Source organism: Maritimimonas sp. 2210JD6-3 (assembly GCF_056591795.1).
On the sequence record NZ_JBWQOJ010000035.1, the window covers coordinates 1 to 12,135 of the forward strand.

The following is a 12,135-nucleotide window of genomic DNA, read 5'->3' on the forward strand; positions in this document are numbered from 1 at the left end:
AGCATAATTAGCAGCTTGCTCCCAATTTTGACGATTAAATCCTGGCTGACTTTGCATTTGTTTACGTATATCTGCTAATACAATGGCATGAACATCTACTTCTATTTTAAAAGGAATTTCTTTCTTTTCCCATACTAAAGCTGCTGTAGTTTCATTAGGCTGTACATCTATAAATTCGTAGGTTAACAATTCATGATGGGGAACTTCTTTCGTAGCTACTGTAACTTTGGCTACATCTTCTTCAGGTTTATAGAAATAGCTACCCCAAGCAGCATTGTTTTTTGATAAGATAATATCTGCTTTTCCATTTTCATGTAGAACCATGTGTAAGCCATACTTACCCGCTTTTACGGGTGTTCCTTCTAAGGTAACATCATGTGTAAATTTAATAACGGTATTTTCATTAGCACCAGCACGCCAAGGAGATTCTTTAGCAGTACCAAAACCTAAGTTATTCATACCATATGGTACTAACTTGCCCCAAATTTCTCTGTTATTAACTTTAGGTCTAGAATATGTAATATAAATATCAGTAATACCTACGCGTTGCTTTACAGTTGCCATTTGACTACCTCTGGGCGTGTTAAGTTGTGCCTCAATCGGAGCGGTGAAAAATAATATTGTTGTAATAAAGAAAAGACATAGCAAGTTTTTTCTACTTAATTGTTTCATAATAGTTTGGTTTACGTTAATATTAGGTTGAACTATTTTAGAGTGAAGTTCGATTTTACCTTGGATCAAGATACTTATTCGTTTATTTTACACTAGTTATAACTATGTTAAACTTTTTTGAGAAATATTAAATTAAAGAGGTCGCCTAAAAAGTAATTTTTAGACGACCTCTTTTGTTTTTGATAGTGGGCTAATTATTTTCACATCGTTAAAAGCAATAACTCCTCTGATAACACCATCTATAGTATCTTTTAATGCTTCAATTAATTGCATTTTTAATTGAGATTTATGGTAAATAAGTGCTATTTCTCTTGCAGGTACTGGAGTTTCGAACTCTTTTAATAACATACTATCACGTTCATTTAGATCTAAAGTTTGTAAATAAGGTATTAGCGTCATACCAAAATTCTCTTTAGCTAATTTTAATAACGTATTAAAACTCCCGCTTTGTAATTTAAACTGTTCTGTATCATCTGTTTTTAAAGTCTTACAGAGATTTAAAACACTATCCTTAAAACAATGACCGTCTTCCAATAATAAAATGTCGTTAACATCAAGATCATCAATATTTATTCTTGTTTTTTTTGAAAGTCGATGGTTTTCATTTAAAAAACCTACAAAGGGTTCATAATAAAGTACTCTTTCTTTAATATTACTGTCTTCTAAAGGTGTAGCAGCTATACCCACATCTAAATGACCGTCGGTCAATTTTTTAAGAATTTCTTCAGTTGTAAGTTCTTCAATAATTAAATTAACCTTAGGATATTTTTTAATAAAATTTTTAAGAAAGAGCGGTAATAATGTAGGAGTTACTGTTGGGATTATTCCTAATTTAAACTCACCACCAATAAACCCTTTTTGCTGATCTACAATGTCATTGATTCTATTACTTTCATCAACAATAACTTTAGCCTGCTGAATTATTCTCTCTCCTATAGGAGTGATTGCAATAGGTTTTTTCTTTCTATTAAATATAGTAATGCCTAATTCTTCTTCAAGCTTTTGTATTTGCATGCTAAGTGTGGGTTGTGTTACAAAGCATTTCTCTGAAGCAGTGGTAAAATTTCTATATTCAGCTACAGCTAAGGCATATTTTAATTGGGTAATTGTCATTACATAAATTTAAATGATAAAATTACAAAAACTATCAATAAAATTTATATAAAATAAACTTACTAAATGAAAAATTAGATCTAATCGTTATTACTAAAATTCCAGAATTGCCTTTGCTCATTAAGTTTTGCCTCTTGTGTTGCATATTCTTCTGGAGAAATTACTTTTAAAAGCGAAGGATGCTGTTCTATAGCAAATTGTAATTGTTCAACTATTTTTTCAACAGAATCGTTTTCATAATCTATTTCTAAAGGCTCTTTAATAACCATCGATTGTAAAACGTTACGTTTTTTAATCATTAATCCTTTTTTATCAAAGGCTCTTCTAAAACCATCAATAACAATTGGGACTACGATCGGTTTATTTTGTTTAATTATATGTGCAGTTCCTCTCCTTATAGGCTTGAATGGGGTAGTTGTACCTTGAGGAAATGTGATTACCCAGCCATCATTTAATGCCTTACCAATACTATTTATATCAGACATTTTTACCTGTCGATTTATTTCTTCTCCTTTACTACGCCAAGTTCTTTCTATTGAAATTGATCCGGTATAAGCAAATATTTTAGGTAAAATGCCAGATTTCATAGTTTCAAGCGCTGCTACATAATATAGGTTTAATTTAGGCTTCCATAAATATCCTATATTTTTAATAGAGTCATCTCTTCCGCTTAAAGCAGCATTAAAAACATGCATCATTGCGGCTACATCAGCAAAATACGTTTGGTGATTTGAAACAAAAAGAACACCATTTTCTGGAAGCTTCCTTAAAATATCTGAACCCTCTATTTGTAATTTATTAAAACCTCGATAACGGCGATGAGAAATAAGTCCTAACGTTTGAATTAAGAATCTTTTTATAAATAAAGCATTTCCAAAAGGATCTTGCTTAAATAGTTTCATATAGATTTGAGTTGTAGTACAAACTTACGAAAGTAAATCATTTTAGCAGATCTTTGAGTTCACTTAAGATCATAGCAGTAGCTCCCCAAACTATTTGATTGTTTAAATTAAAACATGGTACCTTAACATTTTTCATATATGAAGTGCTTAGTGTTCTTAATACAAGAGATTTCTCATCTAAGAGATCATCAAGACTTACTTCTATAAATTTTTCAACTTCTTCATTATCAATAAAATTTGGAGTTTTATTTACATATCCTAAAAAAGGAGTTACCCAAAAATTGCTTGGTGGTATATACGTTTTCGAGAGTTCTCTTACAACCTTTATATCTGTTGTTTTAACACCAGATTCTTCATAGGTTTCTCGTAAACTAGTTTCCAAAAGATTAGTATCAACTTCCTCTTGCTTTCCTCCTGGGAGACTAATCTGACCAGAATGAGTACCATTATAATTCGGTCTTTTAATAAGTAAAAAATGAGTTTCTTCTCTTTTATTAGGATAAAACAAAGCCATTACGGCCGATTCTCTCGGATTTCTTCTTTTTATACTTTCTTCATCAAATTTTAAACGTATTTCTGGAACCATTTTAAATTGTGATGTTACACCACCCAAAGGCTTGTTTTTAATAGACGAAAGTTGTGTTAAAAACGAATTGAAATCCATTAATTAGTTTAAATTTACAAGTGCAAAATAGTGAAAGTAATTAAATACTTTAACGACAAATAGATGAAATGTAATATATGAAAATTGGCATTGTTTGTTATCCAACTTTTGGAGGTAGTGGAGTAGTAGCAACTGAACTCGGTATCGGGCTTGCTGAAAAAGGACATGAAGTTCATTTTATAACGTATAATCAGCCAGTAAGATTAAAAGCCCTCTCAAAAAATATCTTTTTTCATGAAGTTTTCGTTGAAGAATATCCATTATTTCGATTTCAACCCTATGAATTAGCATTGTCAAGTAAACTTGTTGAAGTAGTTTCTCAATATGGTTTAGAAGTCTTACATGTACATTACGCAATACCGCATGCTTATGCAGCTTATATGGCCAAACAAATGCTAAAGCAAAAAGGTATTAACATGCCAATTATTACTACACTGCATGGTACTGATATTACTTTGGTGGGTAGTCACCCTAATTACAAGCAAGCCGTAGAATTTAGTATTAATAAATCTGATGCAGTAACAGCTGTTTCTAATAGTTTACGTGAGGATACCTTACGCCTGTTTGATGTTGAAAAGAAAATAAATGTTATTTATAATTTTATTGACTTTGAAAAATATGCTCTAAAGGATGGTGAAGAATGTAAACGAACAACTTTGGCAAGATCTGATGAAAAAATAATTTCTCATATAAGCAATTTTAGACCTGTAAAAAGAATTCCTGATGTAATTGAAATATTTTCAAAAATACAATCTAAAATTCCTTCCAAACTATTAATGATAGGTGATGGGCCTGATAAGTATGAAGCTGAATTACAGGTTGAACAATTGGGGATTTCTGATAAGGTACTCTTTTTAGGCAATAGTGTTGAAGTAGCAAGCGTTTTATGTTATTCTGATCTATTTTTATTACCATCTGAAACTGAAAGTTTCGGTTTAGCGGCATTAGAAGCTATGGCAGCAGGTACACCTGTAATATCAACAAATACGGGAGGATTACCAGAGGTAAATATTCAAGGAAAAACAGGATTTTTAAGTGGAATTGGAGATACTAATGAAATGGCTGATAATGCGATGCGAATTCTTGAAGATGAAAATAAATTACAGCTATTCAAAAAAAATGCACAAGATTTCGCCAAGCAATTTTCACTTGAAGATATATTACCTTCTTATGAAGCAATTTATAGAAAAGTATATAAAAAGAAACAAAAGACTACTACGAATTGTAATAATTAATGGCTTCAGTAATAATATTCTGAGGTGCTGAGCAATCGATTTTATAATTACCAATAGCCTCAAGTAGTACAAATTTTACTTCACCATTCACATTCTTTTTATCGTGTTTCATAAGTTCTAGAATATTTGTGTAATACTCTTTTTTAATATGAACTCTACCATAAATTTGTAATACTTTCTCTCTTAATATTTCAACTTCCTTTATTTTAAAGTCAAATAGTTTATGCGAAATGTAAGATTCTATAATCATACCAATAGCTATAGCTTCACCATGGGTAAGAGGCTCTAAATCTTTCTGTTTTAAATAAAAAGATTCTATGGCATGTCCTGCTGTGTGTCCAAAATTTAAGATCTTACGTAAATTATTCTCCTTTAAGTCTTTAAGTACTATGTCATTTTTAATTAAAATAGAACGATAAATCACAGAAGGTAAGTTATTTTCTAAAACGTCATCATGAATAATCTCATTGTATAAATTTTTATCATAAGACAACCCATATTTAATAATTTCGGCATAACCTGATTTTAATTCACGACTTGGCATGGTTGCTAGAAAATTTTCATCAATCAAAACCATTTCAGGATCGCTAAACAAACCGATTAAATTTTTTAAACTTCCTAAATCAATACCCGTTTTACTACCTACTGAAGCATCTACCATGCTAAGAAGAGTTGTTGGAATATTAATAAACTTTATTCCTCTCTTATACGTAGAAGCTACAAACCCACCAAGGTCAGTAACCATGCCTCCACCTAAGTTTATAAGTAAGCTTTTTCTATCTGCTTCTAATACTGTTAATTCATTCCATACTTTTAGACAAGTATCAATATTCTTGTGTACTTCTCCATCTTCAATTGTGAGTATGTTAAAGTTAAAGTTATCGGAGATATTTTCAATAAAATTTGGTAAACATTTCTCTTTGGTATTTGAATCTACTAAAACAAAGATTTTTGAAAAATGATTTTCTGATAGATACGATTGAAGGTTTTGATATCCTTCTCCGTTAAAATAGATAGTATAACTGGTAGATGCTATAGCGTTCAAAGTCAAAATTGCTTATAAATAAAAGGCGAATTTATTGAAAAAAAATAGGGTGAGTAGTTATATTTGTGAAAACATTGATTACATGCAACGAATTTTTGAAGATACAGAAACGGCTTTTGCGTTAAAAACTGACACTGAGTTAGAAAGAGCCTATTTTCTTTTTAAAATGATACAAAGTGAGCCTTTAGTACGTATTGGAACTGCTATCACCAATTTTGCGTTAAAAGCACATATGCCCGTTGAACATTTAATAAGAGCTTCTGTATTTGACCATTTCTGTGGCGGTATTAGTGAAGAAGATTGTTTACCTGCGATTGCTAAAATGTATATTAAGAATGTACATTCAGTATTAGATTATTCTGTTGAAGGCAAGCAGACAGACGAGCAATTTGATTTTGCCATGCAAAAAGTATTAACGAGTATAGATTTTGCTGAAGAGAAAGATAGTATTCCGTTTGCGGTTTTTAAACCTACAGGATTTGGTCGTTTTGCTTTATATCAAAAATTGACTGAAGGAAAGACACTAACACATGAAGAGGAAGAAGAATGGAAAACAGTTATTCAACGTTTCGACACAGTATGCAAAGCTGCTTACGATAAAAATGTTCCATTATTAATTGATGCTGAAGAAAGTTGGATGCAAGGTGCAGCTGATGATTTAGTTGAATTGATGATGCAAAAGTATAATAAAGATAGAGCTATAGTATTTAATACGTTACAAATGTATCGTCACGACCGTATGGATTATCTTAAGAAATTATATAAAAGAGCGCAAGAAAAGGATTATTTTATAGGTATGAAAGTTGTTCGTGGAGCTTATATGGAAAAGGAAAGAAACAGAGCTAAAGAAAAAGGATATGTTTCCCCAATTTGTAAGGATAAACAAGCCACAGACAATAATTATAATGAAGCCATTAAGTTCTTTATGGATTATGATCGCTTAGCATTGTTTGCAGGCACACATAATGAAGAAAGTTCTTATAAATTGATAGAATTGGCCAAACAGAAAGATATTCTTAAAAATGATAAACGTTTATGGTTCGGTCAGCTTTATGGTATGAGTGATCATATAAGTTTTAATTTAGCTAAAGAAGGATACAATGTAGCTAAGTATCTTCCTTTTGGGCCTGTTCGTGATGTAATGCCATACCTAATTAGAAGAGCTGAAGAAAATACTTCAGTAGCTGGACAAACAAGTAGAGAATTAAGCTTACTTAAAACCGAGCGTAAACGTCGAAAGCTTTAAAAATGACTACTCAAGAAGAAATAAAAGAACTTATTCAAAAGAATAAAAAACGTTTGCAAAAAGAATTAGCACAAAGTAAAGAGGCTGTTTCTTTAATTAAAAAGGCAACACATACTTCGCTCTCTGAGCAAGAAAAGGAAAAGATAAAAATACAATTGTTAGATATCTGCAAAGCAATTCCTGCTTTTGCTGTTTTTATGTTACCAGGAGGTGCTTTATTACTGCCATTACTTATTAAATTAATTCCAGATATATTACCTAGTGCTTTTCAGGACGAAGCGTAATTTTACAGCAATCAAATAATGGTAATTCGATAGTATTCTTCCAACTTTTTAAACTACTTTTGCCGCTTTAAAAGAAACGCATGCAATCCATAAGAAATATAGCTATTATAGCCCACGTTGACCACGGTAAAACAACCTTAGTCGATAAGATAATCGATCAAGCTAAAATATTAGATGATCGTAAAGAACGTAAAGACTTATTATTAGACAATAATGATCTCGAACGAGAGCGAGGTATTACCATTTTATCTAAAAATGTATCGGTTAATTATAAAGGAATAAAAATAAATGTAATCGATACTCCTGGTCACGCCGATTTTGGTGGTGAAGTAGAACGTGTATTAAAAATGGCTGACGGTGTTTTATTATTAGTAGATGCTTTTGAAGGCCCTATGCCGCAAACACGTTTTGTATTAGGTAAAGCCTTAGAGTTAGGTTTAACTCCAATAGTAGTGGTGAATAAAGTAGATAAAGAAAATTGCACACCCGATCTGGTACATGAAAAGGTATTTGATTTAATGTTTGCCTTAGATGCAACAGAAGAGCAACTAGACTTTGTTACTATTTATGGCTCTGCAAAAAATGGTTGGATGAGTACCGATTGGCAGCAACCCACTACTGATATTGTGCCTTTATTAGATGCAGTAGTAGCTTCGATACCAGAAGCGCCTTACAGAGAAGGAGATTCGCAAATGCAAATTACTTCGTTAGATTTTTCTTCTTTTACAGGAAGAATTGCTATTGGTCGTGTGTTTAGAGGTGATTTAGAAGAGAATAAAGATTATATGCTTTGCAAGTCAGATGGCTCTACAAAAAAGGTGCGTATTAAAGAGCTACATGTTTTTGAAGGAATGGGTAAAGCGAAAGTTTCTAAAGTGCGTAGTGGCGATATTTGTGCTATTACAGGTATTGAGGGTTTCGATATTGGTGATACGATTGCCGATGTAGAAAATCCCGAAGCCTTACCGCGAATTGAAGTAGATAAGCCAACGATGAGTATGTTATTCACCATAAATAACTCTCCATTTTTTGGAAAAGAAGGCAAATTTGTAACCTCTCGTCACCTAAGAGATCGTTTGTATAAAGAAACCGAGAAAAATTTAGCTTTACGCGTAGAAGATACAGATACAGAAGATAAATTCAACGTATTTGGTCGTGGTATTTTACACTTATCGGTACTTATAGAGACCATGCGAAGAGAAGGGTATGAGTTACAAGTAGGTCGCCCACAAGTAATTATAAAAGAAATTGATGGTGTAAAATGTGAACCTTACGAAACATTGGTAATTGATGTGCCTGAAGAATTAGCCAGTAAAGCTATTAACTTGGTTACCATGCGTAAAGGAGATTTACAAGTAATGGAACCAAAAGGAGATTTACAACATTTAGAATTTGATATTCCATCACGTGGTTTAATTGGTTTACGTAATAAATTATTAACAGCTACGCAAGGGGAAGCTATTATCAACCACCGGTTGAGAGGATATGATGCTTTTAAAGGAGAATTTAGTGAAGTTGTTAATGGTGCTATTGTAAGTTCTGAAGCAGGAAAAGCAACCGCTTATGCAATTGACCGTCTGCAAGATAGAGGAAAGTTTTTTATAGACCCAAATCAAGAAATTTATAAAGGACAGGTTGTAGGTGAAAATGCCAAACAAGAGGATATGGCAGTTAATTTAATTAAAGGAAAAAAGTTAACCAATGTTCGTAGTTCGGGTGCCGATGATGCTGCTAAAATATTTCCAAAAATAGATTTTTCATTAGAAGAATGTATGGAGTATATTAAAGATGATGAATACTTAGAAGTAACGCCGCAAAGTTTACGTATGCGCAAAATAGATTTTAGGTAATTTTTTAACAAAAGATTATCTAATAATAAAGAGTATAAAATTGTAAATTGCCACGAAATTTTAAGACGTATGAAGTTAAGAGAAATAATATTATTGCTATTCATAGCTTTTGCCTATGTTGCTTGTAATAACGATGATGATGGAGATGGAGGAGATGATTTTGATCATGCAGCACAAGCAGTTCTTGACAAAGATAGAATAGAAACCTATCTAAAAACACATCATTATATTCCTCCAACTGAAAACGAAAGTTTTGGACTTATAGACACTATCACATCAGGTGAAAATGTTATTTCATTATTTGATGATGATAAATTAAAACCCCATAATATAGCCTTTAATAATATAGACTATTTGATGTATAGTTATGAATTTGTAGAAGGAATACAAGGAGAAAAGGTAACAAAACTTGATTCTGTTTTAGTAAAATATCAAGGAGTTTTATTGGATGATTCTGAAGAATTTGATAGATTAGATCTTTTCGGTTGGTTTCCTCTATACAATGCAACAGGTCTTATATTAGGCTTTAGAGAAGGGATGCAATATTTTGCTGGAGGGAAAAATGATCCAATAGTAGATGGTCCAATAAATTTTAAGAATACTGGTAAGGGTTTTTTTATTTTTCCATCAGGTATAGGATATCGTAATTTTCCAAACGGTGATATTCCTGCAAATTCTCCTTTAATATTTCATGTAAATATGGGACTAACTGTTGTTGCTGACAATGACAATGATGGAATTATAAATAGTGATGAAGATATTGATGGAGATGGAGAAGCTTTTGATGATGATACAGATGAAGATAGAACACCAAATTTTGCAGATACAGATGATGAAAATGATGGAGTTTTAACAATTAATGAAGATATTAATGGAGATGGAAACCCTTTGAATGATGACACTGATGGTGACGGAATACCAAATTATTTAGATACTGACGACGATGGTGATGGTAGGCTTACTAGAGATGAAAGTAAAACCCAAGATCGAGATGGTGACGGAATTGTAGATTATCTAGATCCTGATACAAATTAATATAAAAAGGCTTTGAAAATTTTCAAAGCTTTTTTTCTTTCTAATTCTTAGATATTCGCTGATCAGGTCTTAGTATGAGCTTCGCAATGCATAATTACCGATTCATAATCATCATATAAAGACAGATTGCTTGAAAATAGATATTGCTGAGATCTTTATTTTAGTATGTCCGTTTTATGTCATAAGTATATTTTTAAAGCGTCATTCCGAATTAATTTCGAAATCTCATCATTCAATAAATCAAGTATTTACAATGAGAACCTGAAACAAGTTCAGATTGACGAACACCTTTTATGACTCATTACAGATAATCAATTTGATTTTAATTTGGTAATATAAATATGACTTTACTAATAAAAAAAGACCTCATGTGAGCGAGGTCTTTAAAATCAATACTTTTATTAACTTTTAATTTTTGTTAGTAAACTGATACGATAATCCGAATATAATTTGATTGGGTCTATTATCAACATTAATACCCGTATTCAAGAATTCACCATCAAGGTCATTATTAAAACCTTTTTCCCATCGTACATCTAAACCTAATTTTCCAAGCTCTAATCCAGCTCCTAATTGAAGACCAGCTGTAAAGTCTCGCGTACTAATATTTCGTATTTCTTCACCATCAAAATTAGAAGACGAAATAAATGAGAATGCAGGCCCGCCAAATACATGAAGTGGACCAACCAATTTAGCACCAATTAGTACTGGAACATCAATTTTTCGTGTTTTAAAGTCGGTATCAAAATTATCAGGATTACTGATATACGAATTGTTTAACTCGGTATAAACTAATTCTGGTCTAATATACAGACCCACTACATTTATTTTAGCCCAAAGACCAACATGGAATCCAGCTTTGTCATCTGCTCCAATAATTGCATTATTAAAGCTATTAGCAATTCCATCTGGAACTTCAGAGAGGTCACCACCAAAATTGTAGTTAAGACCTGCTTTAGCCCCAAAATCAATCTGTGAAAATGAAAAATTAACTAAGGTAAGGGTTAGTATTGTTAAAAATACTTTTCTCATGATAAATGATTTTTTCGTTAATTCTTAAAATTAACCAAAAGTAATGCCAAGCAAGGTTGATAAATGTTAAAAGATTATTTTCTTTTCATTACTTTTTCTACGGCCTTAACAATAGCATCGGCATTTAAACCATACTTTTTCATTAATTGCTCTGGCGTACCAGACTCGCCAAACGTATCTTGAGTGGCAATAAATTCTTGGGGAGTTGGATTGTTCTCTGCCAAAACTCTCGCTACACTTTCTCCTAAACCTCCGTAATAATTATGCTCTTCACAGGTAACAACACAACTTGTTTTTATTACAGATTTTAAAATAGCTTCTGTATCTAAAGGTTTTATAGTATGAATATTTATCACTTCGGCAGAAATACCTTTTTCCTCTAATTCTTCTGATGCTTGTAAAGCTTCCCAAACTAAATGACCAGTTGCAATAATAGTCACATCATTGCCCTCGGTTAACTGAATGGCTTTACCGATCTCAAATTTTTGATCTTCAGGCATAAATACAGGTACTTTTGGGCGACCAAAACGTAAATATACTGGGCCATGATGATCTGCAATGGCCAACGTAGCAGCCTTCGTTTGGTTATAGTCGCACGGATTGATAACTGTCATACCTGGTAACATTTTCATCAAGCCTATATCTTCTAATATTTGATGTGTAGCACCATCTTCTCCTAAAGTTAATCCTGCGTGACTAGCACATATTTTAACATTCTTGTCAGAATAGGCTATTGATTGACGTATTTGGTCATACACTCTTCCTGTAGAAAAGTTTGCAAAGGTTCCTGTAAACGGTATTTTACCTCCAATGGTTAATCCAGCGGCAATACCCATCATGTTTGCTTCTGCAATACCTACTTGAAAAAAACGCTCGGGGTGATTCTTTTTAAACGCATCCATTTTTAATGAACCAATCAAATCAGCACAAAGAGCAACAACGTTTTCATTTGTTTTTCCAAGCTCTGTTAAACCAGCTCCAAAGCCAGAACGGGTATCTTTTTTTTCAGTAAAAGTATATTTTTTCATGTGTTGTATTATCTAGTTGCGCAAAAATA

At 32.2% G+C, this 12,135-nt stretch carries 12 protein-coding genes; 5 read left to right on the forward strand and 7 right to left on the reverse strand.

Annotation, left to right across the window (positions count from 1 at the left end; genetic code table 11):
- The 4 genes from AC1EUY_RS12830 to AC1EUY_RS12845 all read right to left on the reverse strand — a co-directional run.
- The coding region (locus tag AC1EUY_RS12830) for a DUF2911 domain-containing protein (protein ID WP_480195947.1) at positions 1-672 on the reverse strand (672 nt) is incomplete at its 3' end.
- A gap of 159 nt (positions 673-831) precedes the next feature.
- Positions 832-1,785 carry a LysR substrate-binding domain-containing protein gene (locus tag AC1EUY_RS12835; RefSeq protein WP_480195948.1) on the reverse strand — a complete coding sequence of 318 codons (954 nt, stop codon included), beginning with the start codon at positions 1,783-1,785 and terminating at the stop codon, positions 832-834.
- 80 nt (positions 1,786-1,865) lie between these two features.
- Complete coding sequence (locus AC1EUY_RS12840) at positions 1,866-2,687, reverse strand: lysophospholipid acyltransferase family protein (protein ID WP_480195949.1); 822 nt, start codon at positions 2,685-2,687, stop codon at positions 1,866-1,868.
- 37 nt (positions 2,688-2,724) lie between these two features.
- Positions 2,725-3,351 (reverse strand): NUDIX hydrolase, encoded by a 627-nt coding sequence (locus tag AC1EUY_RS12845; protein WP_480195950.1) that lies wholly within the window; start codon positions 3,349-3,351, stop codon positions 2,725-2,727.
- A 77-nt stretch (positions 3,352-3,428) separates the two neighbouring features.
- Between AC1EUY_RS12845 and bshA the strand changes: the two genes are divergently transcribed.
- On the forward strand, positions 3,429-4,586 hold the full coding sequence (gene bshA / locus AC1EUY_RS12850; RefSeq protein ID WP_480195951.1) for an N-acetyl-alpha-D-glucosaminyl L-malate synthase BshA: 1,158 nt from the start codon (positions 3,429-3,431) through the stop codon (positions 4,584-4,586).
- On the opposite strand, the gene aroB is transcribed toward bshA, so the two are convergent.
- Complete coding sequence (gene aroB / locus AC1EUY_RS12855) at positions 4,567-5,631, reverse strand: 3-dehydroquinate synthase (protein ID WP_480195952.1); 1,065 nt, start codon at positions 5,629-5,631, stop codon at positions 4,567-4,569. The genes bshA and aroB overlap by 20 nt on opposite strands.
- Before the next feature lie 82 nt (positions 5,632-5,713).
- Here aroB and AC1EUY_RS12860 point away from each other — a divergent pair, with 82 nt between their 5' ends.
- The 4 genes from AC1EUY_RS12860 to AC1EUY_RS12875 all read left to right on the forward strand — a co-directional run bounded on the left by AC1EUY_RS12860 (position 5,714) and on the right by AC1EUY_RS12875 (position 10,046).
- A complete protein-coding gene (locus AC1EUY_RS12860) occupies positions 5,714-6,877 on the forward strand; it encodes a proline dehydrogenase family protein (RefSeq protein ID WP_480195953.1) in 1,164 nt (387 codons plus the stop codon).
- Positions 6,878-6,879: 2 nt separating this feature from the next.
- Positions 6,880-7,161 carry an LETM1 domain-containing protein gene (locus tag AC1EUY_RS12865; protein WP_480195954.1) on the forward strand — a complete coding sequence of 94 codons (282 nt, stop codon included), beginning with the start codon at positions 6,880-6,882 and terminating at the stop codon, positions 7,159-7,161.
- 80 nt (positions 7,162-7,241) lie between these two features.
- The gene (typA, locus tag AC1EUY_RS12870; RefSeq protein WP_480195955.1) at positions 7,242-9,011 is read left to right on the forward strand and encodes a translational GTPase TypA; all 1,770 of its coding nucleotides are present in this window, start codon (positions 7,242-7,244) and stop codon (positions 9,009-9,011) included.
- Between the two features lie 69 nt (positions 9,012-9,080).
- Entirely contained in the window at positions 9,081-10,046 is a 966-nt protein-coding gene (locus tag AC1EUY_RS12875; protein ID WP_480195956.1) for an FKBP-type peptidyl-prolyl cis-trans isomerase, read from the forward strand.
- A 408-nt stretch (positions 10,047-10,454) separates the two neighbouring features.
- Here the strand turns inward: AC1EUY_RS12875 and AC1EUY_RS12880 are convergent, their stop codons facing one another.
- Both AC1EUY_RS12880 and AC1EUY_RS12885 read right to left on the reverse strand, forming a co-directional pair.
- Entirely contained in the window at positions 10,455-11,078 is a 624-nt protein-coding gene (locus AC1EUY_RS12880; protein WP_480195957.1) for an outer membrane beta-barrel protein, read from the reverse strand.
- 74 nt (positions 11,079-11,152) lie between these two features.
- Complete coding sequence (locus tag AC1EUY_RS12885; protein WP_480195958.1) at positions 11,153-12,106, reverse strand: transketolase family protein; 954 nt, start codon at positions 12,104-12,106, stop codon at positions 11,153-11,155.
- Positions 12,107-12,135: the final 29 nt, after the last annotated feature.